Here is a 25,753-nt window from a genome sequence, read left to right on the forward strand (position 1 = left end):
TCTCTTGGCTAGTCGAAAAGGCTGGGGTTAATCTACGCCGCTACCTGAGCCACTACCTGAGCCGGTACCACCACTGGCACTATTCGCCCCTTGGTCATAGTTACCTAGGTTGTAATCCTGGTTGGCCACACCATTTGCTGCGGTGGCTGCGCCTTGTGCTTGACCTATTTGACCGTTAGCGCTCTGCCCTGAGACCTCGGCGGAAAGGCCGGCGACTTGATTACGCACCGTCTTGCCGAAGAAGCTGTAGACGCCAATTGCCGAGACGGCGATTAAGGCGACTATGATGATATATTCGGTCATGCCCTGACCTTGTATGTGTATCTTTTTCACCATAAGTTCCTTTTATGATTTATGGAAAGGCAAGTGCCTTGGCACTTGCCTTAGTCTTGACCCCAAAACAGGTTTAACGCTTATAGGGTTAGTTAGTACCACCAGCGCTGCTGTTTGCAGCTTGGTCGTATGTACCTAGGTTGTAATCCTGGTTGGCAACACCATTTGCTGCGGTGGCAGCGCCTTGTGCTTGACCAATTTGACCGTCGGCGCTTTGACCTGACATTTCGGCAGACAGACCGGCAACCTGGTTACGGATCGTCTTACCGAAGAAGCTGTATACCCCGATGGCAGATACGGCAATCAGTGCGACAATGATGATATATTCGGTCATACCTTGACCACGTTGCTTTTTCTTTAACATCTCTTTTCTCCTTGAGAATATATAATTAAGACTCGGTTATTTTATCGTCATACCTTAGTGTCTCAATTATCCCTAGGAATAATATTGCCCAGTTGAACCTACCCGTTATTATTATTTTCCTACCTATAACTGATTATATTTAACCAGGAGTTGTCCTCGGCTCTTACAATCGGTTTTTTTGTAAATGTTTTGTAAATGCATCTTGATGGTATTTATTGAAACGTTCATTTTATTTGCGGCTTCTGAGTTACTCAGGCCTTTACAGATAAAAGAGAGCACCTCTTTCTCTTTCTTGGTGATCCCTTGAAACAGTGCATGTTGCTCTGAGGCTTTAGCCGGTTTTTGTTGTGTCTGAATATAGTGTGACAGGGCGCTCAGGCTAAAAAACAGGTTGCCCTCGAGTACATTGTCGAGCATCTGCATGATGGCATGTGCCGGGCTGCACGCCTTGGTTGCACCACTAAATCCATGTTTTATCAGGGTGAGCTCATCATCCATCGAGAGGTTTTCGCAGATGGCGATATGTTTGCCTGCCGACAGAAGCTCAGGATCTATCTGACCGAGTTCGCCGTGAACGTCTTTGAGGAAATGAAACAGAATCTTGGGGGCTTTCTGTGGGTTGTGCCAGGCCGCTAGCGGCGTAATGCTGGCATTAACCTTTAAATTGAGTAGCCCAGAAATATTCTTTAACAGCTGAATATTTTTCGGCGACCGGCTTAGGGTAAATAATTCACCATTATACATTTCACGTCCTTATGAGATTTATAATGTACTACTTTGTTACTAATAGGGTTTGTTTATTTTTTTCGAGCGTAAGACTTTATTATGACTAAATTATTAAACGCTCGTTTATTTGTTCACATTCTATATAAGAAGGAATTAATATCAAGAGGCGATAACTTATGACTTATATCCTTTCGGGCAGGGATCAACTCCTTGCACTCGTGATCAGGCATAGCTTGTTCGGTGCCTTTGTGTCATACGACAGCTGATGTGGGACTAAGATGTGGGATGAAGTTGTGGGGAGAAGATGAGCTGCACAGAGGCGACAGCTTGTCGCCCCTTTTGGATGCCCTGTCTTTGGCGCCCTCTCTTTAGCGCCTGATCATTGGAATGAGGTTAGTCTACCGAGGTGACCTTGAGCTGCCAGTCGGGTAGCTTCTCTTCGAGATCCGGCCTGATACGTGCTAGATCGCCGCGGATGACGATTACAGGCTCTTGGCCAAAGTGTGCTTGTGCCAAGGCTTGTAGCGCCTCTGGGGTTAACGTTTGCCAGCGTTTGAGTCGCGCTGTCATAGCGTCGCTGCCTGCTTGGCGTGCAATGGCCTGGCTGTAATCTTCGATGCGATGGCCAGGATCGTCTTGGCGCAGGGCGATCTGGCTAAACTGCGAGGTCTTCAGCGCGGCAAGCTCCGCCGCTGAAGGCGGGGCTTCTGCCGCCAGTGCCAGGTGATCCAAGATGCCACGAATAAAGGCGCCAGTATGTTGCTGTTGGGTGGCGCCGTAGTATTTGAGGATGCGCGCCATAGGATTGTTGAAGCAGCGGCCATAGATGCCATAGGTAAGACCCCTCTGCTCCCTGAGATCGAAGTAGAGGCGGCCAGAGAAGCTACGCCCGAGCCAGCGACTCAGGGCTTCGCAGGCAAACGCCGAATCCTCTTGGTCATCTAATCCTATAGGCAGGTGATAGCCGATCCGCACCTGAGTCTGTACCGTGTCCGGCGCATCGATGACAAACAGCTGCTTGCCATAGGGACTAAAGGTATCGACGAAGCGCTCTCTCTGCCTCTGCTGAGCACCCAGTTGGCTCAGGCTCGCGGTAAGTTGCTCCCTTAAGCTGTCATCCACCTGAGGGACGCCCTCCAGTAACAGATGCCATTGGCTCTGTGCCTTGGTTTGTTCGAGTAGGGCCAGCAGCTGAGGCGTGTCCAGGCTTTGCTGAAGCTCCCTGTTATTCAGGGCCTTATTGTAGGGATGAGCGCTGCCGAGGATCTTGTCGGCCCAGACCTCTTCTATCTCGCTGCCATTAAAGGCTCTGATATGTTTATCCAGGGCCAGCTGACGTTTGAGTCTCGGCAGATCAAGCTGGCCGTAGGAGTCTGACGACCAGCTCTGGGCCAAGACATCGACCGCCTGCGCCAATTCTGATGCCGGGCATTTGAGGCTGAGCCTGAGACCATGGATGCTGGGGTGTATGGTCAGTCCTTCGATACAGGGCAGGTCGTGCTGGTTGGCCAGTTTGACGCTAAGCTGCTGCAGCGCCGTATGCATAATATCGAGATTTTCATAGGGGGCATCCGGGCTCACGGCTAGCAGGTGTATGCCTACCAACTGGGAGGGCGTGCCGGGGAGTAGATGCAGGCTTAGCTCGTCTGACAGCGAGATAACCTCAGGCGGCGCCAAAGGCGTAAACTCTTTTTTCGCCAGCGTCGGCGCATTGGTCGGCGCGGTAAAACTCGGTACCTTAGGCGCTTCAACCTGGGTGAAGCTTAAGCGGGTCTGCTGGCAGCCACCACTCCAGAGGCAGCCAATGAGGATGAGGAGTACGCTTATGGGTCTCATAGCACCTTCTCCTCCAGTGAATCGGACAGGCCTTCGGGCAGCCACTCTAATATCGCCTTGCCCCAACGAATATACCAGGGGGGCAGCAGGTCGAGGCGAACATACCCGGGGCTTAGATAGTACTGGGTGACCCGTTTGATATCCTCTTGAGTTACCGCCGCAATGCGCTCCCAGGGGGCGGTGAGGGGATGTTCTCTATCCCTTTGTTGGCTGGCGCTGAGTAGATTGGCCAGGCTGACATCATTGTCTAGCTTGCTCAGCTGGGTGAGTAGCCAATGGCGTTTGAGTTGATCGAGCTCGAGCGGCGTTACCCCCTGGCTTGCCAGAGTATCCACCATGCCAGTGATGCGCTGGCTGAGATCGTCGAGGGAGATCTTGGCTCTGGGCACTAGGATCAGGTTCATCACGCCAAGGTGCTCCATGGAGAGGGGGACAGAGTAATGCAGCAGGGTGTCGGGCGCCTTGAGGTTCATCTGCTCCAGCATGCTGGTGCGGTTCTGCAGCAGATAATCTTCGACCAGGGTGATGGCGGCGGCATCGGGATGTAAGGCGCCTACCGTGTGCCAGGCCAACATCAGCCCAGGCCAGGGGCCACGGCTATCGACTATCTCGCCTCGCACCGGCTGGCGCTCGACGGCCAGCGGCGAGAAGTGTGCCTGGGGACGCTTGGGTTTCTGCCAACTGCCGAAGTACTTATCTACCCAAGATAAGGCTTGCGGCGGCAAGTCGCCGACGATGGCCAGTTGCATGGCATCGGGGCGGTAGAAGTCATGGTGGAACCGATTCAGGCTGGCGGGCGTGGCCGCCGACACATCGTCAACTGAGCCGATCACCGCATGGCCATAGGGGCTGCCCTTTACCTGATTGAGCAGGAAGGTCATGGCTGGGCGGATATAGGGCTGGTTGTCTATGGTGGTGGCCATCTCCTCGAGTACCGTCTGCTGTTGATTGCGCACCGTTTCGTCGCTGAGCAGGGGACGGATGAAACGGTCCGATTCGAGCCAGAGTGCCAGCTCTAGCGCCTGACTGGGGAGGTTGACATAGTAGTTGGTGGCATCGAAGAAGGTGCTGGCGTTGAAATAGCCACTGTTGGCGCTCATGGTCTGGCCATAGCTGTCGCCCGGGGCATTTTCGCTGCCCTTGAACAGCATATGCTCGAACAGGTGGGCGTAGCCCGACTCACCCTCGAGTTCGTTGCGCGAGCCTACCGCAAACTGGCTGGATAGGGCGACGCTCTGCTTGTTGGGCAGCACCAGCAGATAGAGGCTCAGGCCGTTATCCAATTCGTGCCGGCTAAGTTGCTGCTCCAGCTGATAGAGGGGCGCGGCCAGTGTCTCCAGGCTGGGCTCGCTGGCCATGGCACTCACGCTCACGCCTATGAGGCTGAGCAGGGAGGCGAGCAGGGAATAGCGTGTCGGGCTTGGCATCTTATTGTATTTTCTGAAATTGACTTACTTTAACCCTATCCGTTTTGCTAGGCGGTGTAAATTACCCGAATCGACCTCGAGATCCCTGGCGGTGGCGGCCCAGTTATTATCGTGCTGGCTCAGGGTTTGGCGTATGTAGTCGGCCTGAAAGGCTTCGGTCGCCTGCTTGAGGCTGCCGCTAAATTGCGGCGCCAGGGTTTTACCGCTGCTTTGGACGGCGCGTGGTGCCTGGTTGGCGAACTCGAAATGCTCGGGATTGATGACGCCGTTACTGCCGGACGACTGGGCCCTCGCCAGAATGGCCGCCCGGTAGATGCTGTGCTCCAGCTCCCTGACGTTGCCGGGCCATTGGTAGCACTCCAGCATGGCAAGACTGGTCGGGCTGAGCCTCAGGGTCTGCAGCCCAAGTTGTTGACGGCAGCGCTCGACGAAGAAGCCGCTCAGCAGGGTAATGTCTTGCTCACGCTCTCTCAGTGGCGGCGCGATCAGCGGGAAGACGCTGAGTCTGTGATAGAGGTCGGCGCGAAAGCGTCCCGCCAGCACCTCGTTCTTCAGATTCTTGTTGGTGGCGGCGATGATCCTCACATCCACCTTGAGGCTGCGATCGTCGCCGACTCTTTGTAGATCGCCATATTGCAACACCCTCAGCAGTTTAGCCTGTAGGGTCAGCGGCAGCTCGCCTATCTCATCGAGAAACAGCGAGCCCTTGTCGGCCATCTCGAACTTGCCGCTGCGATTGCTGACGGCGCCGGTAAAGGCCCCTTTGACATGACCAAACAGCTCACTCTCGGCCACAGATTCGGGCAGGGCGGCGCAGTTGAGGTAGACCAGCGGCTGGCTGGCGCGCATGGAGCCCTGGTGGATCTCATGGGCGATCAACTCCTTGCCTGTGCCTGTCTCGCCCATGATGAGCACGTTGAGATCCGTCGGCGCCACCACGGCGATCTCCTGCTTAAGGTTGTTCATCACCTGTGACTGGCCGATGATCTCCTTGGTGCCTTCCTTACTCTGGCTAGTGCTGTCGCCCTTGTCCCATTGTGCCTGCAGCGCCTGCTTCTCCAGCTTGTCGATCAGCAGGGCGTTGTTGAGCGACGCCGAGGCGATGGCGCTGATTCCCCGCAGCTGCTCGTTGGTGAAAGACTTAAACTGATCCGGATCGAAGCCGTCTATGGTGACGGCGCCTATCAGGCTGCCATCGGCCAGCAGCGGCAGGCCGATACAGGCGTGTACCGTGAGGTTGTCCCCCTGATTGGGGATCAGGCCGTCGTAAGGATCGGGCAGATCGCTGTCGGCGGGAAAGCGCACCACATCACCGGCGCGGGCAATCGCCTCGAGCCTTGGGTGTTCATGGAGCACGAAGCGGCGGCCCAGTACATCTGGGCTAAGGCCGTTGATGGCCAATGGGGTAAACTGCTGACCCTTAAATTCCAGCAGTGCGGCGGCGTCGCACTGCATGCTTTCCCTGATGGTGTCGAGCAGGCGTGAGAACCTGTCATGATTGGACAATCCCGAGGTGATATCTAACGCCATCCGCGTTAATTGGGTTTGACTTAATGCCATGGGGTCTCCGAAATATCGCGCCAGTGCCAAAGGACATCCTTTTTCATCGGCAGGCTGCGGCTGTACTAGGAATTAGTATATGTCAATTTAACAGTAATGTTTATTGTCATTTTTACACTTGCTTTGAGGGTAAAAAGGGGTCGATATGACCCCTTTGTCGAGTGATGTCAGGTGTTATGCGTTGGCCGACAGCGGCGCATCGGCAATGGCTTGGGTGCCTTTGGCGCCGATGGCTTTTCTGATGATGTCGAACAGGAAGGCGCCGAGGAACAGGCCGCCTGCACCGAAGATGACGTCACCAGGGACACGCATCCATACCAGGGTTTCAACCAGTGGGCTGTGGATCACCTCTGGTGAGCGGGCGAACCAGTAGCCATTTTCGATGACGGCGAAGAACTGAGTCAGACCCACAGGCAGCAGTGACATGAAGACCATGGCCGCCAGACCGATATTCAGGCTCCAGAAGGCACCCTTAAGCAGCTTGTCGCTCCACTGGATTTGGCCTGTGAGACCGCGCAGACAGAAGAGCATCAGGCCTACACCCAGCATGCCGTACACACCCATGAAGGCGGCGTGGCCGTGGGTCGCAGTGGTGTTCAGACCCTGGATGAAGTAGAGCGAGATAGGTGGGTTGATCAGGAAGCCCAGTACGCCCGCACCCACTAAGTTCCAGAAGGCGGTAGCCACGAAGAACATGATGGCCCACTTGTAGCGGATCATCCAAGGGCTGGCGTTACGCATACGGTAGCTCTCGATGGCTTCGAAGCCGATGAGGGCTAGCGGAACCACTTCCAGTGCCGAGAAGATGGCGCCCCAGGCGATCACACCCGTTGGTGTACCTGTGAAGTAGAGGTGGTGCAGGGTACCGATAAGACCGCCGGTGAGGAAGATGACCGTGGCGAATAGTACGGCGCCGTTGGCGCTACGAGCACGGATGAGTCCCAGACGAACCAGCATCAGGGCGATCACCGAGGTTGCAAAGGTCTCGAAGAAGCCTTCAACCCATAGGTGAACGACCCACCAGCGCCAGTATTCGGCGATGGCCAGGTTGGTGTGTTTGCCCATGAAGAGGCCGGCACCGTAGAACAGACCGATGGCGACACACGAGGCGTACAGTACCCAGATCACGGGGCGCATCTCGCCTTGAATCTTAAGGGCCGGGCGCATAGCTGCGGTGACCAGGGTTAGCCAGATCAACAGGCCTGCCAGTAGCAGTACCTGCCAGACACGGCCGAGGTCGATATATTCATAGCCTTGGTGACCGAAGAGGAAGTTGGTATCCAGGTCGAAGTACTGCTGTACGCCAATCCATTCACCGGCCATAGAGCCCAGTACCACAACAACCAGGGCTACCCAGAGGACGTTGACGCCCAGGCGTTGGAACTTAGGCTCATATCCAGATAGCGCAGGCGCTATGTAGAGGCCTGTGCCGAGCCAGGCGGTGGCGATCCAGAATACCGCTAGCTGGGTATGCCAGGTACGAGTGACCGAGTAGGGCAGTATCTCTGCCAGTGGGATGCCGTAGAAGTTTTGCCCTTCTACCGCGTAGTGCGCCGTCACGCCTCCTAGGAGGATCTGCAGCAGGAAGAGGCCGACCGCGGTGACGAAGTATTTACCCACTGCCTTCTGTGAGGCGGTAGGCTTTTTGAGGAACAGAGGATCTTGCTCGGCAGGCTTAGGCAGCTCTTCATGTTTGCCTGAGGCGTGGTGCCATACCAGGGCGCCAATACCGGCGATAAGGGTGACGATACTCAGGATAGACCAGACGATGTTGTCTGAGGTTGGGGTGTTACCCAGCTGAGGATCGAAAGGCCAGTTGTTGGTGTAGGTATACTCTTGTCCTTCACGCTCTGTGATGGCGGCCCAGGCGCCCCAGAAGAGGAAGGCGTTGAGCTGTTGGCGACGCTCAAGGTCAGGCACTGTGCCTTCCTTCATCGCATACTGTTCGCGCAGGGTTGAGAGCTCAGGATCGTCGCCAAACAGAGACAGATAGTGGTCTGAGACCTGGGCGATGGCCTGAATACGGGTTTCAGACAGGCTGATGCGTATCTCGCCATTGGCCGAGGTAGTCAGGGTGTTGCGACGTAGGTCGTCACGCAGCGACTGCTCAAGACCGGCCTGTTTGATAGAGTCCAGCTCGTTGAAGCTTCTGCCATATTGCGCCTTGGCGGTGATATCCAACCAGGCCTGCGCCTCACGGTGCAGCCAGTCGGCGGTCCAGTCAGGGGCGACGTAAGAGCCGTGACCCCAGATAGAGCCTAGCTGGTGTCCGCCCATAGAGCGCCAAACCAGTTGACCGCGCTCAATATCGTTTTGGGTGAACAGGGGTTGACCCTGCACATCGGTAAAGGCGGTGGGGATTGGAGGTTTTTCGCGATAGATCTGACTGCCTATGCTCAGCAGTACAGAGAAGGAAGCGATAAGTACTATCAAGAGTGCTATCGCCGTTAGCCGTTGTTTATTCATAGAGCCTCTCAGCGCAATATATTGTAGGTGTGGAGTACCCTGCTATAGCAGCTAACGTGCCATACTTTTAAATCGTTGATTATTATAGAATAAGAATATATTAGTGTCTTATTAAATTGTCATAATGACAATCTAGTTAAAGTGTGAAAATGACACCGCGTGTCAAAAAGACAGTGTGTGTTTTATCTGTGTCGATTTGATACTTGTTGGGTTATGGGGAGATGTGCGGCAAATAAAAAAGCCAGCCTAAATGGCTGGCTTTTACCGAGCGACTAACGCTTTGGCAATCGGGCTAGCGATAGAGCGAAGGGTCATCCTTATTGGGACGGGTCTTGAAGCGTCTATGCAGCCACATGTATTGCGCCGGGCTGCGTTCGATGATCTCTTCTATGATGCGGTTACCCCGCTTGGCATCTTCCAGCTCGTTCTCGCCGGGGAAGTCTTCCAGCGGCGCTTGTATCTCTATGGTGTAACCCTTGTCATCTTCGTTTCGCACCACAATGAAGGGCAGCACCTTGGCCTTGCCCAGTTTGGCTAGGGTGGTGGCGCCCGTGATAGTCGCGGCCTCAGGCACGGCGAAGAAGGGGATAAATACGGCGCTTGAACGGCCGAAATCTTGGTCCGCCGTATACCAGATCACATCGGGATTGCGCAGGCTGCGCACCATCTGTCTGAGATCCCGCTTGGGAACCAGCCCTTTGTTGGAGCGCAGACGCCCCTTAACCTGAAGGTATTCCATCAGCGGATTATTGTGGGGGCGGTAGACGCCTATGCCCGGCTGAAACTGGCCGAATATGCGTGCGCCCATCTCCAGCGGCAGACAGTGTACGGCGAAGAGGATCACGCCCTGTCCGGCGGCCAGGGTCTGCTCTACATGCTCGCGGCCTTTAATGGTCATGTGGCGCTGAATGCGCTCGTCACTCCACCACCAGGCGTTGGCGATGTCGAATATCGCCTTGCCCGTCTCTTCGAAGTTGCGGGTCAAGAGTTGCTGCTGCTCGGCCTGGCTCATCTCGGGGAAACAGAGTGCTATGTTGCGCTTGGCGGTATTGACGCGACTGCCGGCTATCGCCATGGCCAGGCGGCCTATGCCTTGTCCCAATTTCATCTGGGCTCGCAGGGGCAATAGCTGGGTCAGACGCATAAAGCCGACACCTAACCAGATGAGCCAATACTTGGGATTGAAAAATTGAGCGGAGAATTGAGCGTTTTCGACCACGGTTGACCCTATGGGGTTTACAAAAATTACTGCTTATTCTAACTCAATTTGTTGGGAAAATTAGGTATAATCAGGGATTAATTTTCGCAAAAAGATAAGTGCCATATGAAGATTTCTCTGCCAGCTTTCGAAAAAGCAAACGTTCTGGTTGTCGGTGATGTGATGTTAGACAGATACTGGAGCGGTCCTACGGGGCGCATTTCGCCCGAGGCACCTGTGCCCGTGGTACGAGTGAATCAAATCGAAGACAGACCCGGCGGGGCGGCCAACGTTGCCTTGAACATCGCCACCCTAGGCGGTCAGGTGAGCCTGGCGGGCATCGTGGGTGAGGATGAAACCGCAGCGGCCCTGACCCAGGGCATAGAGGCGCTTGGCGTCGTGCCTAAGTGGCACACTGTGGCTGAGCTTCCCACCATCACTAAGCTCAGGGTGATGTCGCGTAATCAGCAGCTGATTCGCCTCGATTTTGAGGAGGCCTATCCGGCCGAGCAGAGTCTGGCACTGCTGTCGAGCGCCGAGAAAGAGCTGGATAAAGTGGCTGTGGTAGTGCTGTCCGATTACGCCAAGGGCGCCATCGATAAGCCCGAGGCTTTCATCGCCAAGGCCAAGGCCAAAGGGGTCAAGGTGCTGGTGGATCCTAAGGGCAGCGACTTTTCCCGTTATCGCGGCGCGACCCTGCTGACGCCTAACATGAGCGAGTTCGAACAGGTGGTCGGTAAGGTTGCCGACGAGGCGGATCTGGTGACTAAAGCCAAGGAACTCCTCAAAGAGTTCGACTTCGAGGCCCTGCTGGTGACGCGCTCCGAGAAGGGGATGACGCTGATCACCGCCGATGCCCCCGAGCTGCATATTCCGACCGTTGCCCACGAGGTCTATGACGTGACCGGCGCCGGTGACACGGTGATCTCGGCCCTGGCCACCTCGCTGGCGGTAGGTTGTGAGCTGCCAGTGGCCTGTGCCCTGGCCAACACGGCCGCGGGCATAGTCGTCGGCAAGCTGGGCACCTCTACCGTTAGCCGTATCGAGCTGATTGCAGCGCTTAATCTGAGTCATGGCGAGAGCGGCTACGGGGTGGTGAGCGAAGATCAACTGGCCTATGCCCTGGAGCAGGCCAAGCTGAAGGGGGAGCGCGTGGTGATGACTAACGGCTGTTTCGACATTCTCCATGCCGGCCATGTTAGTTACTTACAGCAGGCGAGGGCGCTGGGTGACAGGCTTATCGTGGCGGTTAACGATGACGACTCAGTGAAGCGCCTCAAGGGCGAAGGCCGTCCGGTCAACAAGCTGGAGCGCCGCATGGCTGTGCTGGCGGGTCTGGCCTCGGTCGACTGGGTGGTGCCATTTAGCGAAGACACGCCGCAGCGCATCATCTCAAGACTGCTACCCAACAAGCTGGTGAAGGGCGGCGACTATAGTGTCGAGGATATCGCCGGTGGCAAAGAGGTGATCGCGGCTGGTGGCAGCGTCGAGGTGCTGGGCTTCGAAGATGGCGTCTCTACCACGGCCATCATAGAAAACATCATGGCTAAGCAGTGATCCCAGGGACGTTACTGATCGCCAGTGCCTGGTTCTGGGCGCCCATGCCCCAAGGCCAGGCCCTGGTGTGTCAAACGTCTCACGTTAAGGAGTGCCTTGGGCAGTTACCGAGTAATGCCAGGGCACAATTACCCCTAAATCCTCAGACGCTTTTGAGTCAGATGGGTCGGCGCGGCGCCATGGTCAGGCCGTTGACTGATCCCAATGTTACCGGTCTGGTGTTGCTGCATGATGAGCGGATCCCAAAGGCATATTCGGCGCTGTGGAATGGTCAGGTCTATGCCCTGCCGATAGAGCAGGCCTACCAGATGACCCTGGCTCATGAGCTGGGGCACCTGGCGGTGAGCCGCTCGAGCTCCGCCTACCTAAAAGCCGACAAGCTAACCCCCTATCAACACGAGTGGCTGGCGGATTTCTATCTGCTCTGGTCCTTGGCCAGAGCGGGCAAAGCCGAGACCCTGGCCTGGCAGCAGTATCACAGGCGTAACCTGGAGGTGTTTGAGAGCGTGACGGCCATCTCTCACTGGTCGACCCCTATGCTCGCACAGCTTCTGGACAGGTACAGCTGGCAGGCACTTGGGGCATTTGAAAATTTCGATTCGCTTATCGACGCCATCTACCCAGAGCTGGTCCAGTATGATCAGGAGACGGTCGATGAGTTTGCCAGCCTGCTCCACTGGCTGTTCGGCGCCGCGAATCAGGCTAAATTACCCCAGTATATGTTTTGGCGGAGATCTGAGATGGGGGCGTTTATCCGCCCGACCCTGAGGCAGCTAATGGGTGAACAGGCCGCCGATACCTGGATGACGGAGCAGGCGATGCAGGGAGAATAGTCGGCTAGTTTGCGATGCTAGAAAATAAAAAGGAGCCAGAGGCTCCTTTTTTTGCTTATTGCTTTCGAGGTGGACGGCGTTCGCGCAGGACGACATCTGGATGAAAGTCGATATCACCTTCGTCGTCAATGGTAGCGAGTTGATCTTCCTGTTTGGCGATAGCGGTACTCGTCGTTGGGGTTTGCCTCACAAAGAGCAGCTGATAACCAAGTTTCGCTAAGGTGTAGAAGGCGAATCGCTGCGCCGTCGTCAATCTGTCCCAATGTTCGTTAGCGTGAGCCTGAGAAACGCGCCTATCCTCGAAAGATAGCAGTCCATTATTTAGCACTTGAGTTTGCATTTTCAAAGCCTCTTTAGGAAACGCTAACATTGTTACATGATGATTATATAATCAGATGTTAATCCAATATGCAAGCGATTCACCCGGCCAAAGCGCGGCCTCTCAGGCTAAGTATAGCCGAAATGTTTAGATAACTTTCCACCAAAAAGCAAGGCGGTGGCGGGTAAAAAATAAACTGCAAACTAATCAATAAGATTTATCTAATTTTATTTTCAACAGGCAATAAAAAAGGCCGTTAAACGGCCTTTTTTTTCGATTTTGTGCGCTTAGTCCGCTTCTTTGAGGGACTGGGTCAGGTCGACAATCGCCTTCTTACCGTCGCCAAACAACATCAGGGCGTTGTCCTTGGCAAACAGCGGATTAGGCAGGCCGGCGAAGCCCGGGCTGAGTGAACGCTTGACCACCACCACGGTACGGGCCTTGTCGACGTTGAGAATAGGCATGCCGTAGATAGGGCTGCCCTTGTCTTCACGCGCCATAGGGTTGGTCACGTCGTTGGCACCGATGACGATGGCCACATCTGTCTGCTCGAACTGAGGGTTGATCTCATCCATCTCGATCAGCTGCTCATAGGGCACCTCGGCTTCGGCCAGCAGCACGTTCATGTGACCAGGCATACGACCGGCAACCGGGTGGATGGCGTAGAGTACCTGGGCGCCGCGCGCCTCCAGTACCGAGGCCAACTCGCGCACCGCATGTTGCGCCTGAGCCATCGCCAGACCATAACCAGGGACGATCACCACGCGCTCTGCGGTTTCCAGCAGCATGGCCACCTCTTCCGGCGAGGAGGAGGTCACCTTACCCGCATAGACCTCGTCGGCATCTACCGTCTCGCCACCTTCGGCCATGACGCCAAAGAGCACGTTAAACAGTGAGCGGTTCATCGCCTTACACATGATCTGAGTCAGGATGATGCCCGAGGCGCCAACCAGAGAACCCGAGACGATCAGTACTGTGTTGCCGGTGATAAAACCTGTGGTGGCCGCCGCGATCCCCGAGTAGGAGTTCAGCAGAGCGATAACCACTGGCATGTCTGCGCCACCGATAGGCACCACCAGGAAGAGACCCAGTAATAGCGATACGGCGACTAAGGCATAGATGAAGGTCGGATTGCTTGGTGTGGTGACCACGGCAACCGTCAGCACCAGGGCGGCGATCAACAGGCTAGCATTGATAAACTTGTTGCCCGGCACCCGGATTGGATTGCCCGAGATCAGCTCCTGCAGCTTAGCAAACGCCACGAAGGAGCCCGACAGGGTGACAGAGCCGATGAGCACGGTCAGACCGATAGAGATCAGCGCCACCACATGGGTTGCCGAATCGGGATCCAGGAAGCTTGCCAGGGCGATAAACAGCGAGGCGCCACCACCGAAACCGTTGAGCAGGGCCACCATCTGCGGCATGGCGGTCACCTGGATCTTGGTGGCCATCACGGCGCCTATGGCACCACCCAGCAAGATACCTGCGATGATCCACTCATAGCTTAAGATGCTCTTATCCAGCAGAGTCACCACCACGGCGATAAACATACCCAGGGCCGACAACTGGTTACCACGCACCGCGGTGCGTGGCTTGGTCAGCCCCTTGATCCCTAAAATAAACAGACTCGCAGCCACAAGGTAGGCGAGATAGATAATCGTCATACTCATGTTGGCTTATTTCCTTTTAAACATGGCAAGCATACGGTTGGTGACCATGTAGCCACCCACAACGTTGATGGTGGCCAGTACCACGGCGATAAAGCCCAGCATATTGACCCAGAGTCCCGCACCTGAACCTGCGGCGAGCAGGGCGCCGACCAGGGAGATCCCCGAGATGGCGTTTGAGCCCGACATCAGCGGGGTGTGCAGGGTCGGCGGCACCTTAGTGATCAGCTCAACCCCAAGGAATACTGCCACCACGAACAGGGTTAGTAGTAATAAAATTTCCATTATTGAGCCTCCTCTGTTGCCGCCAGTGGCGGCAGTGATAACAGGTCGCGTAATCTGGCGTTAGCCACCTCACCCTGATGGGCCACGACTGTGTCGCGGACAATCTCGTCGTCGAAATCCAGGTTTAACTGGCCTTCATTGTCGACGATCAGTTTGAGCAGGTTCTCTATGTTGGTGCCATACATCTGGCTGGCGTGGGTCGCGGCGCTGCCCGGCACATTTGATGGCCCGAGTATGGTAACGCCGTTATGGACAACTGTCTGGTCCAGCTCCGTCAGCTCGCAGTTACCGCCGGTTTCGGCGGCAAGGTCGACAATCACCGTGCCAGGTTTCATGGCATCCACCATCTCCTTGGTGATCAGTACGGGCGCCTTGCGGCCTGGGATCGCGGCCGTGGTGATGACGATATCCTGCTGGGCCAGCACATTGGCCATCGCCTGCTGCTGACGCTTGATAAAGTCATCGCTCTGCTCGGCGGCGTAACCACCCTTGGTCTCTGTGTTCTCGGTTTCCAGATCCAGCTCAACCGGTTTGGCACCTACAGAGAGGATCTGCTCCCGGGCGGCCGGGCGAATATCATAGGCTTCTACCACGGCACCCAGGCGTTTGGCGGTGGCACAGGCCTGTAGGCCGGCGACGCCGACGCCCATGATGAAGGCGCGGGCGGGTTTGAGTGTGCCGGCGGCCGTCATCATCATAGGGAACATGCGCGGCGCCTCATGGGCGGCCAGCAACACGGCCTTGTAACCGGCGATGGTGGCCATGGAGGAGAGGATATCCATGCTCTGGGCGCGGGTGATCCGCGGTACCAGCTCAAGTGCCAACGCGCTGGTGCCTGTTTGGGCCAGGGCGGCGGCATTTTCCGGTTGCGCCAGGGGATCCATCATGCCGATAAACAGCTGCTGGGGCTTTGCCTTGGCTTTGATCTCCTCGAACTGCTCACCCTTGAGGTTGACCAGGGTGATGATATCGGCGCCGAGTACCTCGTCTCTGTTGGCAATAACGGCTCCTGCTTCCTGATAGGCTTGATCGCTAAAGCCCGCAGCGAGACCCGCTCCGCTCTCCACGAGAATTTGGAGGTTTTTTTTGATTAACCGAGTCACATTGGCCGGGATCAACGCAACGCGTTTTTCGTCGGCATGGCTCTCTTTAGGTAGACCTAGTTTCACTGAGAAACCTCTTAGTTGGGGACAGACGTCGTTTGAATTGTTGGCTCGCTATTGTGGCGAGTCTGGACTTAGACACAAGCGCGAATTTTTCATAATCAGCGCTGGTGCACTGGTCGGAGCAAAAAGTTTGCGCCAGACCACAAAATTTCATTTCAAATTCTGTGGTTAAGGGCACAGCTTAAGCAAATATCGCTCACCACTCTCACTTTTGTAGCTCAAATTATGACCTTTGCATATTCCAAAAATGAATTAAAAATTAGATTTTATTCTTTTTTGCTTTTCTCTTAAGCCACTAAGCTAGGCTAATTACACTGTTATAGGGCCGTCTTCCATGCTGTTAAAAGAGCTTTCATCACTGGCTTCTCCTCTGTCTGCGACGCAGGTGGATAAGCTTAAGCAACTCACCGCTGAACTCAACGCCGTGCAACTCGCCTGGGTAGGCGGTTACCTGTCGGCCACGGCCGAACTGAGCGGCGTGGCCGGCGAGGTGCAGCAAGCGCCCCAGCAGACTATCACCATTCTCTACGGCAGCCAGACAGGTAACGGCCGCGGTATCGCCACCGAGCTGGCAGAGAAGGCGCAGGCCCAGGGCTATAGCGTCAATCTGGTCTCTATGGCCGACTACAAGACGCGCCAGCTCAAGCAGGAGACACTGCTGCTTGCCGTGGTGAGCACCCATGGTGAGGGCGAGGCGCCGGACGACGCCATCGAGCTGCACAAGTTCTTGGCCTCTAAGCGCGCCCCTCAGCTAGACACCCTCAACTACGCCGTATTGGCGCTGGGAGACTCCAGCTATGAGTTCTTCTGCCAGACGGGTAAAGATTTCGATGCGCGCCTGAGCGCACTGGGCGCCAAGGCGATTGTGCCGCTCACCGAGTGTGATGTGGACTACGAGAGCGCGGCCAGTCAGTGGCAAGAAGCCGTGCTGGGCGCGGTCAAGCCACTGGTGGGCACCGGCGCCAGCGTGGTCTCCATCGGCAGCGTAAGCAGCACAGTCAGCAGCTCAGCCTTCAGCAAGCAGAAGCCCTACAGCGCCGAGCTACTGGTGAGTCAGAAGCTCACCGGCCGCGATTCGGACCGCGACGTGCGCCATGTGGAGATAGACCTTGGCGAGTCTGGCCTGAGCTATAAGGTGGGTGATGCCCTGGGCGTCTGGTTCAGCAACAGCGATGCCTTAGTTACTGAGATCCTTGAGGGCCTCAAGTTAGACGGCGAGGCAGAGGTGACTCTGGGTGACGCGACCTTAACGTTGACCCAGGCGCTGAAAGAGAAGCGCGAGCTGACCCAGCTCTATCCTGGCCTGGTACAGAACTGGGCGCAGCTGAGCGGCAACGAAGCGCTACAGGCGATCAGCGAAGACAGAGAGCAGACCCGCCAGTTTATCCTCAAGCATCAGCTTGCCGACCTGGTGGCCAAGTATCCTGTGGATATCGGTGCCTTCCAGCTGGTGGAGCTGCTGCGTCCAATTACCCCAAGACTCTACTCTATCGCCTCGAGCCAGTCTGAGGTGGAGAGCGAGGTACATCTGACCGTGGCCTTGGTGGCAGATGAGCGCGACTCGGGCACCCGCTTTGGCGGCGCGTCCCACTTCCTGGCAAGCGCCGAGGAAGGCACCGAGGTCAAGGTCTATGTGGAGCCGAACAATCACTTCCGTCTGCCGGAAAACCCAGACACGCCTGTGGTCATGATTGGCCCTGGTACAGGTGTGGCGCCGTTTCGTGCCTTCATGCAGGAGCGTGTGGCCCAAGGCGCCCAAGGCGACAGCTGGCTCTTCTTCGGTAACCCGCACTTCGAGCAGGATTTCCTCTATCAGACCGAGTGGCAGCAGTATCTCAAAGATGGCGTGTTGACCCGCTTAGATTCCGCCTTCTCGCGGGACCAGGCCCACAAGATCTATGTGCAGCATCGCATCCTGGAGCAGGGCGAGACCTTGTGGCAGTGGATCGAGCGCGGCGCGCATCTCTATATCTGCGGCGACGCCGAGCGCATGGCCAAGGACGTGCATCAGGCGCTGATCGAGGTGATCAAGCAACATGGCGGCAAGAGTGAAGAGCAGGCCGAGGCCCTGCTGGAAAGCCTGCGCAGCGACAAACGTTACCAGAAAGACGTTTATTAATTGAGACAGGCGCCAGTCGCCGACAGATTAACTTGCATGGGCAGAGCCGGTGCAAAAGAGACAATAGGGCAGCAGCCATGAGCGACCAGAAATTATCAGTAAACGAGTACCTAAAGACCGACAGTAACTACCTGCGCGGCACTATCGAAGAGGGGTTAGACACCTCGCTGACCGGTGCCTTCAATGACGCGGATCAGCAGCTGATCAAGTTCCACGGTTTCTACCAGCAGGATGACCGCGATCTGCGGAACGAGCGTAAGGAGCAGAAGCTAGAGCCTCTCTACAGCTTCATGCTGCGCGCCCGTGTGGCCGGTGGTGTCTGTACGCCCAAGCAGTGGCTGGGGGTGGATAAGATCGCCTCGACCCTGACCAGCTCCAACAGCATTCGTCTGACGACCCGCCAGACCTTTCAGTACCACGGTATCCCTAAGCGTAACCTCAAGACGCTGATCCAGGATCTGGACAGAGAGGCGCTGGACTCTATCGCCGCCTGTGGCGACGTGAACCGTAACGTCATGTGTAACCCTAACCCGGTAGAGTCCAAGCTGCATCAGCAGGCCTACTACTGGGCCAAGAAGCTGTCGGACAACTACCTGCCACGCACCAAGGCTTACGCCGAGATCTGGCTGGGTGACGATAAGGTGGCGGTGAGCGAGAGCGAAGAGGTGGAGCCTGTCTATGGCAAGACCTATCTGCCCCGTAAGTTCAAGATGGCTGTGGCCGTGCCGCCGGATAACGATGTGGATGTGTACACCAACGACCTTGGCTTCATCGCCGTGGCCGAAGATGGCGAGCTGGTAGGCTTTAACATGGTGGCCGGTGGCGGCATGGGCTCGACCCATGGCGAAGTCGCGACCTTCCCGCGTTTGGGTGATGACTTTGGTTTCATCAAGGCCGAAGACTGCCTTAAATTTGCCGAGGCCGTGCTTAAGGTGCAGCGCGACTGGGGTAACCGCTCAGATCGTAAGCAGTCGCGCCTCAAGTACACCATAGTCAAGCATGGTTTTGAGGCCTTTAAGGCAGAAGTGGAGCAGCGCGCCGGGGTAAAATTTGAGCCTAAGCGAGAGGTGGTGATCGGCGATCGCGGCGATCGTTACGGCTGGATCAAGGGTGTGGATAATAACTGGCACCTGACCCTGTTTATTGAGGGTGGCCGTATCAAAGATCTGCCGGGACAACCGCTGCAGACCGGCCTGCGTGAAATTGCCCTAGTACACAAGGGTGATTTTCGCATGACGGCCAACCAGAACATCATCATCGCCGGTGTGGCCGAAGAAGATAAGGCGCAGATCGAGGCTCTTGCCCGCAGTCATGGCCTGATGGGTAAGTTGATAAGCCCGACTCGTGGTCATTCCATTGCCTGTGTGGCGCTGCCGACCTGTGCCCTGGCGATGGCCGAGGCCGAGCGTTACTTCCCAGATTTCATGACCAAGGTGGAGGCACTGCAGGAGAAGCATGGCTTCCTGGAGCAACCGATAGTGATCCGCATGACGGGCTGTCCTAACGGCTGTGCCCGTCCCTTCGCCGCCGAGATTGGCCTGGTGGGTAAGGCGCCTGGACGCTACAACCTCTATCTGGGGGCGAGTTTCGAGGGTACGCGCCTCAATAAACTCTACCGCGAGAACATTCAGGAAGCCGAGATTCTGGCGGCCCTGGACGAACTGTTTGCCCGCTACGTCAAAGAGCGTGAAGCTGGCGAAACCTTTGGTAACTTCACCGTGCGTGTCGGCGTGGTGAAGGCGGTTATCGATGCCGCTAAGGATTTCCATGGATAATTCAGTGATCTCTGCCCAGGCGCTGCAAGCATTGCTTAGCGCGCCCAAGGCGGAGCAAGACGCCGAGCTGGCTCGAGTCAACGCCTTCCTGGCGGGACTCACGCCCGCCGAGCGGGTGATCTGGGGCCTGGCTTACCTGCCGGGCACCCATGCGCTGTCGTCGAGCTTCGGTATTCAGGGGGCCGTAATGCTGCATCTGGTCACCCAGGTACAGCAGGATATCCCGGTGATCCTCACGGACACTGGCTATCTGTTTCCGGAGACCTATCAGTTTATCGATGAGCTGACCGAGCGACTCAAGCTCAATCTTAAGGTGTACCGCGCGCCTATGACCAGCGCCTGGCAGGAAGCCCGTTTCGGTCGCCTGTGGGAGCAGGGGCTGGATGGCCTGGAGCAATACAATCGCCTCAACAAGGTGACTCCTATGCAGACGGCGCTCAAGGAGCTGGAAGTAGGCACCTGGTTCGCGGGCCTGCGCCGGAGCCAGTCCAGCACCCGTGAGGATCTGCCGATTCTGGCGATCCACGGCGATCGCTACAAGTTGCTGCCGATCCTGGAGTGGAGTAACAAGGATGTGCATGAGTATCTCACCAAGCATGACCTGCCATACCACCCGCTGTGGGAGCAGGGCTATGTGTCGGTTGGCGATACCCATTCGAGTCGCCCGCTGGAGCTGGGGATGACCGAAGAGGAGACCCGCTTCAACGGCCTCAAGCGCGAGTGTGGCCTGCACTATGAGATCTAATGCTGCAGCGAAATTCGCTGCACTAGCGGTTTGATTCATTAGTACTTTTTTCTGATTTGTGCACTTTTTTTACACAGGGTTATGCACAGATCGGAAATTTGAACTATAGTGGTAAGTTCCCGTAGATGGTTTTGGATTGTTGTCTGTATCGGATCCCACTTGGATCCAGTCGCTTTCTCTTCCTCTTTGATGCGACAGGCAGAGCCGCCGACAAGATCGAAACCCAACTCGCTTGGCGAGAGCTAGATGTTTGATTGGTCTGCTGGCGCATGCTAATTAATAGCCATAGGCCCTGGATAGTCCGCTGCGGCTATCCAGGGATATCCCCGCTAATCTTATTTCCCTTTTTATTCATCTATATAGTAATATCGACCCCATTCTTTTCTTATACCAATCAAAGTAAGTCATTGATGGGTATTACGTGCTTGCCAGCTTGGGATAGGCCCGACTGCCGCGCGAATTAACAGGGAGTTTAGTGAATGAAGAAGGCATTAGTGGCGGCGGCGATCCTTGCCATAGGCGCGGGAGGCTACTGGGCGATGCAACAGACGCCTAAGTCGGTGGATAATCAGGTATTGGCCTATGTACCTGCCGATACACCGCTATTTTCCGCACAGTTTGAGCCTTTTCCCATAAAGGACTATATCGACGCGCTTCCAGAGGCGCAGAAGCAATATCCCGTAGAGATGAAGACCCTGCTGTCTGAGGATGATGATCCCAGAGCCCAGTTTATCTTCAGAGTGTTGGAGCGTTACTTCGACGCCTCTAAAGATGGCCAGCAGCTGATCGATACCTTCGGCCTGCCCGAGAAAATCACCAGTTATTTTTATACCCTAGGCGTATTGCCCGTGATCAAGCTGGATATCGCCAATCCAGATCATCTTTGGGCGGTGCTGGATAAGGCCGAGGCTGAAAGCGGCCTGACCCACACGGCGAAGCAGCTGGGCGAGGTTAAGTACCGTGCCTATCGTCTTACCGACGAGGGCGAGAACGAACGCGTTGATCTAGTGTTTGCAATCGACAAGGGCATGCTGACACTGACTCTGGAAACCAGCTTCCTCGAGCCTGAACTGCTTGAAACCGCTCTGGGGCTTAAGCCGGTACAAGACTCGCTGGCCAAGGCTGGCACGGTCGATGAGATCATCAAGAAGCACGGCTTTAAAAAGGACAGCGTCAGCTATATCAATCATCAGGAGTTAGTGAAGGCGATCACCACCCTGGATGCTAACCAGATGGCGCGTCAGCTGACCAAGATATTTAAGTTGATTCATGATGATCCCTTCGTTGAGCTACGCTCTCAGGCCTGTCAAAGCGAGCTGGCCGGCATCGCCGCCAACTGGCCACGCACAGTGATCGGTTATACAGATTTCGAGGTGAAGAACAAGCGGGCCAAGATAGGTTTTAGCACTGTTATCGAGAGCAATAACCAGGTGATCCTCGGCGCCCTGAGTCAGATGCGCGGCTTTATTCCGGCCCATACCAAGCGCATAGACGCTGGGGTGTTCTCCATGGCCCTTGGTTTGGATGTGAATCAGTTTGTGCCTAGCATCTCTAAGATTTGGGATGATCTGCTTACCCCAAGCTATCAGTGTGAGCCGCTGGCGCAGCTACAGGGTGAAATGGAAGGGCTGAGCCCGGCCATGCTCGGCATGTTTACCGGTATGGCCAACGGCGTGAAAGGGGTCTCCTTCTCGCTGCTGGATTACGCCCTGGAGCAAGATACCCAACAGATCTCCCTTAAGGATCTCGACGCCATCGCTACCCTAACGGCGGACGACCCGGCGACTCTGTTTAACATGGTGAAGCCGTTTGCCCCCGAGCTGGCCAATGTCAATCTGCCTAGCGACGGTAGCACGGTCGATCTCGGCGCAGCGCTGCAACTACCGCCATCCCTCGGGGTGCGGGCGCAGATGGCGCTTAAGGGTCAACACCTGACCATCTACACGGGCGAAAAGAGCCAGGCGATCGCCGATAAGCTTGCCGATGAGAAGCCGACGGCGAATGGCCTGTTTTCTATGACAGCCGATTACGCCAAGCTGTTCACCCCAGCCATGAACCTGATGGCCATGAGCGGCGAGCCTATTCCTGAGGAGCTGGAGGCGCTGAAAGACTATCGCACCCAGCTGAAGGTCGGGATGGATATCAATGCCAAGGGCATAGTCATCGACAGCCTGGTGGAGACCCGCAACGACTAAGCGTCATTCATCGTCGCAAATAAGTCATTGCACATAAGCCATAGCAAATAAAAAGCCCCGAGGCCTGAGCGCACGGGGCTTTTTTATCGCTACCTTTTGACTTACTCGGCCTTGGCGATGCCTAAGGCAGCCAGGTTGGCGGCGATATCTTCGGCGGCCGTCTTAGGATGAATGTCTTCATCTATCTTGAGTATGGTGCCATCCTCGCCTATGTAGAAGGTGACCCGGCTGGCGACGCGCACCAGATTGAGCACGTCATAGGCCTTGGCGGTCTCCTTGGTGGGGTCACTGAGCATAGGGAAATCGGCCTTCTGCTCCGTGGCAAACTTCTGATTGTCTTCGAGATCATCGACACTGGCCATCATGTATACGGCCTTGTACTGACGGATAAGATCGCCTTTCTCCACCAGAGATTTGCACTCAAGCGTACAGCCTCGGGTATTGGCCATGGGGTACCAGGCCAGTACCAGGGTCTGTTTGCCCAGGTAATCGCTGAGCTGATAATAGTGGCCGTCGGTGGCTTGTAGGCGGAAATCTGGCGCCTTGTCGCCCACCTTGAGATCGGTGGCGTTGGCCTGTGCGGCGAGAAGTAGGCTCAGGCCGAACAGGAGTCTGGTGACTAACTTATTCATGTGTGGTCCTTTTAGTGAGTTGGCTGTGTTAGTTGTAGGCTTGGTTATATTAGCTGCTTGTATTAGTTACTTGTATTAGTTACTTGTATTAGTTACTTGTATTAGTTGAAGTCGGCGCCTGGCTATTTGTATCCGGCGCAAACAGGGCGATCAGGTTTTCCCAAGAGACGGCGTCATCCAGCGGCTGCTCGATATCCGGCTGGGTCGGCACCCCCGACAGCGCCTTGCCCGTGGCGTCATATACCTGGGTGGCGTTGAAACTTATCTTAAAGCCACTGTTTGGCAGGGTGAGCTGCTGCTGTCTGCCATATTCCCCCCGCGTCGCCTCACCCACCACTAAAGTGTCTGGCCAGGTCTTGGCGAAGTGGGCTACCCATTGGCACTGCTGACGACAATCTGGGCCAATCAGCAGCATCAACTTACCTCGATTAGGGCGGGGAAGATACGACCAGGGTAGGCTGGCCAGGTGCCAAAACTTGGCCTGCCAGGGGCTAAAAGAGGGTTCCTCTTCGGGCAGGTGTGGGCGTAGTAGTTCCAGCTGTAACTGCTCCGCCTGACTCAGGCTAGCGGGTGGCAGGAAGCCTAGGGGCTTGAGGTAATCGCTGCGCAGATTAGGCCCCTTCTTGTAGCGCGCCACCGCCTGCAGGGAGTCTGGCCAGCCCGCCAGTAGCGGCGGTCTAATGTCCGGGCTGAATGCCTGGGCCAGCATTTTCAGCAGCTCATCGCCCGCGCCATGAGCCTGGCGCAGATCCAATATGGTGACAGGGCTGGTCAGCGAGCGCTTGAGACGCTGCCCGAGGGGGTTGCCTGGATTGAAGCTCGACAGGTCATGGAGGCTAAACACCCCTTGCAGGTCGGCACTGACCTGCTCATTGTCATTGCTACTTAGCGCCTGAGGTGGCTGGCTGGTCAGCGCCAGGTTAACTTGGTGGCCGTTGCCCTGCTCGTCGGTCAGGGTGAGGCGACAGTGCTCGCTGGGCGCCAGGCCTATCTCGCGCCTGAGCATGGCGATCATCTCAAGATACTTTGCCTGTTCGCTTACCATGTTGGCTAGGCTGGGGGGCAGAAAGGCTTGGGTGGCTGCTACCCAGAGGGCGATGGGCAGGCCATCGATATGGGTGATAAAGGGCGCCTCACTGTCCAGCGGGCGATTGTCCTGGGTCAGCGCCAGCCATTTATCGTCTAACTTGCGCAGCTTGATCGGCAGATAGGCCTGGGCGGTGACATCCTCGAGCCGGGCGCTGGGATCGTCAATGGCCGTCAGTACCTTAAGCAGTTGCTGGGCAAATAGCTGACGCTCACCGCCCAAGGGCAGCTGGCCCCGGGCCTTGCTGATCTGGGTCTCCAGGCTCACTAAGCGCTGGGGGGAAGCGGCCGCGCTGGCGGAATACTGGCTGAGATGCTGTTGCAGATAGTTAAGATCCGACTGCATCTCCCGCGCCGAGAGCTGCGGCTTGGGCGGCTCCTCGCGCAGGGCGATCACCGTCAGCTGAATACAGCTCAGCAGCATGATGAGGCCGAAGCCATTGATGATGCTCTGGTGTCCGAATTTCATTCTGCTTCCTAATGCGAGCGGCGAGCATAGCGCGCCGCCTATGGTTAGAGAATGTCGTTTATCGCGAAGCCTATGCCGATCCGCTGGGTATGGGCGTTGTAGTCGATGAGACTTTCGCCATAGCCATTAAAATATTGCGTATAGAGACGCAGATTGCCAATGATGGGATAGCTCCAGGTAAACTCCACCGCGCCGCGGTTAGGGCTCTCTAGGTTGTTGCGCAGCATCAGCGAGAACCTGTGTTTGTCTACACCATAGACCCCCATGAGCTCGAAGTTGCCCATGTAATCCAGGATATCCGGGTTATCGTCTCCCTTGGGTGAATCGGGCGTCTCTTTCTCATCTTCGGGAATCCGCCACCACACCTTGGCGGCGAGGGCGAAGGGGCCGCTATCGAACACCATGGTGCCATAGATACGGTTCCAGCTGCGGGAGAGGGAGCCTGAATTGCCGTTGGACTGATGCACGGCGCCGACGCCCCAGAAGGAGTTGGTCAGCGGGCCTATCTGCCAGTCGTTGTTGAACAGCATGAAGATCTCAGGCTCATGGTTGGTTTCGCGAAATGGCGAGGAGATATCCTTGTTATACACCTGCCAGTAAGACTGGTTGGTGTAGGCGAAAAACAGGTGGCCGTTGTCGCCGAACACGTTGTACATCAAGGGAAACTTAAAGCTAATCTGAAACTTGGCTTCCAGGTTGTCAATTTCCGAGTTGTTCTTGGACAGTTTCTCATCAAAGGGATCCCTATTGGGTGAGCTGTTATAGGTCACGGGCAAGATGTAGTTGACCTTGTGCGGTGTGATCACGAACGGCCTCTCCGAGGTGGCCAGCTCATCTTCGACGCGCTGGTCCAGTAGCGAGCTATCCTCTGTGGTTTTCTTCTCTTCTGTGGGCTCGGCGCCCAGGCAGGTTGCAGGCAGTGAACATAGGGTGATCAGGGGAAGCCATTTAAGGTATTGGGTGGTTTGCATCCTTGTTTCCTCTCGTGTCGCAAG

21 protein-coding genes are annotated in these 25,753 nt (G+C 56.0%); 6 read left to right on the forward strand and 15 right to left on the reverse strand.

Annotation, left to right across the window (positions count from 1 at the left end; translation table 11 throughout):
- Positions 1–27: 27 nt before the first annotated feature.
- From K0J45_RS03325 to K0J45_RS03360, 8 genes are all read right to left on the reverse strand, one after another.
- Entirely contained in the window at positions 28–336 is a 309-nt protein-coding gene (locus K0J45_RS03325) for a Flp family type IVb pilin (RefSeq protein WP_220044236.1), read from the reverse strand.
- A gap of 85 nt (positions 337–421) precedes the next feature.
- Entirely contained in the window at positions 422–697 is a 276-nt protein-coding gene (locus tag K0J45_RS03330) for a Flp family type IVb pilin (protein WP_011864458.1), read from the reverse strand.
- 123 nt (positions 698–820) lie between these two features.
- Complete coding sequence (locus K0J45_RS03335; RefSeq protein WP_011864459.1) at positions 821–1,441, reverse strand: helix-turn-helix transcriptional regulator; 621 nt, start codon at positions 1,439–1,441, stop codon at positions 821–823.
- 375 nt (positions 1,442–1,816) lie between these two features.
- Positions 1,817–3,259: a M16 family metallopeptidase gene (locus K0J45_RS03340; protein ID WP_220044237.1), complete on the reverse strand. Its 1,443-nt coding sequence runs from the start codon at positions 3,257–3,259 to the stop codon at positions 1,817–1,819.
- Positions 3,256–4,686, reverse strand: coding sequence for a M16 family metallopeptidase (locus K0J45_RS03345; RefSeq protein ID WP_220044238.1), 1,431 nt, complete (start codon positions 4,684–4,686; stop codon positions 3,256–3,258). Before K0J45_RS03345 ends, K0J45_RS03340 begins: the two co-directional genes overlap by 4 nt.
- A 24-nt stretch (positions 4,687–4,710) precedes the next feature.
- Complete coding sequence (gene norR, locus K0J45_RS03350) at positions 4,711–6,246, reverse strand: nitric oxide reductase transcriptional regulator NorR (RefSeq protein WP_011864462.1); 1,536 nt, start codon at positions 6,244–6,246, stop codon at positions 4,711–4,713.
- 174 nt (positions 6,247–6,420) lie between these two features.
- Positions 6,421–8,712: a nitric-oxide reductase large subunit gene (locus K0J45_RS03355; protein ID WP_220044239.1), complete on the reverse strand. Its 2,292-nt coding sequence runs from the start codon at positions 8,710–8,712 to the stop codon at positions 6,421–6,423.
- 292 nt (positions 8,713–9,004) lie between these two features.
- The gene (locus K0J45_RS03360; protein ID WP_220044240.1) at positions 9,005–9,931 is read right to left on the reverse strand and encodes an LpxL/LpxP family Kdo(2)-lipid IV(A) lauroyl/palmitoleoyl acyltransferase; all 927 of its coding nucleotides are present in this window, start codon (positions 9,929–9,931) and stop codon (positions 9,005–9,007) included.
- Positions 9,932–10,036: 105 nt separating this feature from the next.
- Here K0J45_RS03360 and hldE point away from each other — a divergent pair, with 105 nt between their 5' ends.
- Together hldE and K0J45_RS03370 are read left to right on the forward strand one after the other, a co-directional pair.
- Positions 10,037–11,467, forward strand: coding sequence for a bifunctional D-glycero-beta-D-manno-heptose-7-phosphate kinase/D-glycero-beta-D-manno-heptose 1-phosphate adenylyltransferase HldE (gene hldE, locus K0J45_RS03365; protein WP_220044241.1), 1,431 nt, complete (start codon positions 10,037–10,039; stop codon positions 11,465–11,467).
- Positions 11,464–12,300, forward strand: a complete 837-nt coding sequence (locus tag K0J45_RS03370; protein ID WP_220044242.1) for a hypothetical protein — start codon at positions 11,464–11,466, stop codon at positions 12,298–12,300. Before hldE ends, K0J45_RS03370 begins: the two co-directional genes overlap by 4 nt.
- 55 nt (positions 12,301–12,355) lie before the next feature.
- On the opposite strand, the gene K0J45_RS03375 is transcribed toward K0J45_RS03370, so the two are convergent.
- The 4 genes from K0J45_RS03375 to K0J45_RS03390 form a co-directional block, all read right to left on the reverse strand.
- Entirely contained in the window at positions 12,356–12,640 is a 285-nt protein-coding gene (locus K0J45_RS03375; RefSeq protein WP_049766562.1) for a hypothetical protein, read from the reverse strand.
- Positions 12,641–12,906: 266 nt separating this feature from the next.
- Positions 12,907–14,289: an NAD(P)(+) transhydrogenase (Re/Si-specific) subunit beta gene (locus K0J45_RS03380; protein ID WP_011864468.1), complete on the reverse strand. Its 1,383-nt coding sequence runs from the start codon at positions 14,287–14,289 to the stop codon at positions 12,907–12,909.
- A 6-nt stretch (positions 14,290–14,295) separates the two neighbouring features.
- Positions 14,296–14,571, reverse strand: a complete 276-nt coding sequence (locus tag K0J45_RS03385) for an NAD(P) transhydrogenase subunit alpha part 2 (RefSeq protein WP_220044243.1) — start codon at positions 14,569–14,571, stop codon at positions 14,296–14,298.
- Positions 14,571–15,740, reverse strand: coding sequence for a Re/Si-specific NAD(P)(+) transhydrogenase subunit alpha (locus tag K0J45_RS03390; protein WP_011864470.1), 1,170 nt, complete (start codon positions 15,738–15,740; stop codon positions 14,571–14,573). The genes K0J45_RS03385 and K0J45_RS03390 overlap by 1 nt, the downstream gene beginning before the upstream one ends.
- Positions 15,741–16,071: 331 nt before the next feature.
- On the opposite strand from K0J45_RS03390, the gene K0J45_RS03395 reads away from it, so the two are divergent.
- The 4 genes from K0J45_RS03395 (at position 16,072) to K0J45_RS03410 (ending at position 22,571) form a co-directional block, all read left to right on the forward strand.
- The gene (locus K0J45_RS03395) at positions 16,072–17,856 is read left to right on the forward strand and encodes an assimilatory sulfite reductase (NADPH) flavoprotein subunit (protein WP_220044244.1); all 1,785 of its coding nucleotides are present in this window, start codon (positions 16,072–16,074) and stop codon (positions 17,854–17,856) included.
- Between the two features lie 77 nt (positions 17,857–17,933).
- Positions 17,934–19,631 carry an assimilatory sulfite reductase (NADPH) hemoprotein subunit gene (gene cysI / locus K0J45_RS03400; protein ID WP_011864472.1) on the forward strand — a complete coding sequence of 566 codons (1,698 nt, stop codon included), beginning with the start codon at positions 17,934–17,936 and terminating at the stop codon, positions 19,629–19,631.
- Positions 19,624–20,376 carry a phosphoadenylyl-sulfate reductase gene (locus tag K0J45_RS03405; protein WP_258406164.1) on the forward strand — a complete coding sequence of 251 codons (753 nt, stop codon included), beginning with the start codon at positions 19,624–19,626 and terminating at the stop codon, positions 20,374–20,376. Before cysI ends, K0J45_RS03405 begins: the two co-directional genes overlap by 8 nt.
- Positions 20,377–20,855: 479 nt before the next feature.
- Positions 20,856–22,571: a hypothetical protein gene (locus K0J45_RS03410; RefSeq protein WP_220044246.1), complete on the forward strand. Its 1,716-nt coding sequence runs from the start codon at positions 20,856–20,858 to the stop codon at positions 22,569–22,571.
- A 101-nt stretch (positions 22,572–22,672) separates the two neighbouring features.
- Here the strand turns inward: K0J45_RS03410 and K0J45_RS03415 are convergent, their stop codons facing one another.
- The 3 genes from K0J45_RS03415 to K0J45_RS03425 form a co-directional block, all read right to left on the reverse strand.
- Positions 22,673–23,203, reverse strand: coding sequence for a peroxiredoxin family protein (locus tag K0J45_RS03415; RefSeq protein ID WP_220044247.1), 531 nt, complete (start codon positions 23,201–23,203; stop codon positions 22,673–22,675).
- Positions 23,204–23,291: 88 nt separating this feature from the next.
- Positions 23,292–24,758, reverse strand: a complete 1,467-nt coding sequence (locus K0J45_RS03420; RefSeq protein ID WP_220044248.1) for a S41 family peptidase — start codon at positions 24,756–24,758, stop codon at positions 23,292–23,294.
- Positions 24,759–24,802: 44 nt separating this feature from the next.
- The gene (locus K0J45_RS03425; RefSeq protein WP_220044249.1) at positions 24,803–25,729 is read right to left on the reverse strand and encodes a phospholipase A; all 927 of its coding nucleotides are present in this window, start codon (positions 25,727–25,729) and stop codon (positions 24,803–24,805) included.
- Positions 25,730–25,753 lie beyond the last annotated feature (24 nt).

This window comes from Shewanella alkalitolerans, from assembly GCF_019457575.1.
Lineage (GTDB): Bacteria > Pseudomonadota > Gammaproteobacteria > Enterobacterales > Shewanellaceae > Shewanella > Shewanella loihica.

Bases quoted from the DNA above. Each gene is read 5' to 3' on its own strand.
- K0J45_RS03425 (WP_220044249.1), bottom strand. From the start codon at position 25,729: ATGCAAACCACCCAATACCTTAAATGGCTTCCCCTGATCACCCTATGT.
- K0J45_RS03405 (WP_258406164.1), top strand. From the start codon at position 19,624: ATGGATAATTCAGTGATCTCTGCCCAGGCGCTGCAAGCATTGCTTAGC.
- K0J45_RS03380 (WP_011864468.1), bottom strand. From the start codon at position 14,289: ATGAGTATGACGATTATCTATCTCGCCTACCTTGTGGCTGCGAGTCTG.
- K0J45_RS03420 (WP_220044248.1), bottom strand. From the start codon at position 24,758: ATGAAATTCGGACACCAGAGCATCATCAATGGCTTCGGCCTCATCATG.
- K0J45_RS03345 (WP_220044238.1), bottom strand. From the start codon at position 4,686: ATGCCAAGCCCGACACGCTATTCCCTGCTCGCCTCCCTGCTCAGCCTC.
- K0J45_RS03330 (WP_011864458.1), bottom strand. From the start codon at position 697: ATGTTAAAGAAAAAGCAACGTGGTCAAGGTATGACCGAATATATCATC.
- K0J45_RS03415 (WP_220044247.1), bottom strand. From the start codon at position 23,203: ATGAATAAGTTAGTCACCAGACTCCTGTTCGGCCTGAGCCTACTTCTC.
- K0J45_RS03395 (WP_220044244.1), top strand. From the start codon at position 16,072: ATGCTGTTAAAAGAGCTTTCATCACTGGCTTCTCCTCTGTCTGCGACG.
- K0J45_RS03325 (WP_220044236.1), bottom strand. From the start codon at position 336: ATGGTGAAAAAGATACACATACAAGGTCAGGGCATGACCGAATATATC.
- hldE (WP_220044241.1), top strand. From the start codon at position 10,037: ATGAAGATTTCTCTGCCAGCTTTCGAAAAAGCAAACGTTCTGGTTGTC.
- K0J45_RS03375 (WP_049766562.1), bottom strand. From the start codon at position 12,640: ATGCAAACTCAAGTGCTAAATAATGGACTGCTATCTTTCGAGGATAGG.
- K0J45_RS03385 (WP_220044243.1), bottom strand. From the start codon at position 14,571: ATGGAAATTTTATTACTACTAACCCTGTTCGTGGTGGCAGTATTCCTT.
- K0J45_RS03335 (WP_011864459.1), bottom strand. From the start codon at position 1,441: ATGTATAATGGTGAATTATTTACCCTAAGCCGGTCGCCGAAAAATATT.
- cysI (WP_011864472.1), top strand. From the start codon at position 17,934: ATGAGCGACCAGAAATTATCAGTAAACGAGTACCTAAAGACCGACAGT.
- K0J45_RS03355 (WP_220044239.1), bottom strand. From the start codon at position 8,712: ATGAATAAACAACGGCTAACGGCGATAGCACTCTTGATAGTACTTATC.
- K0J45_RS03340 (WP_220044237.1), bottom strand. From the start codon at position 3,259: ATGAGACCCATAAGCGTACTCCTCATCCTCATTGGCTGCCTCTGGAGT.
- K0J45_RS03410 (WP_220044246.1), top strand. From the start codon at position 20,856: ATGAAGAAGGCATTAGTGGCGGCGGCGATCCTTGCCATAGGCGCGGGA.
- norR (WP_011864462.1), bottom strand. From the start codon at position 6,246: ATGGCATTAAGTCAAACCCAATTAACGCGGATGGCGTTAGATATCACC.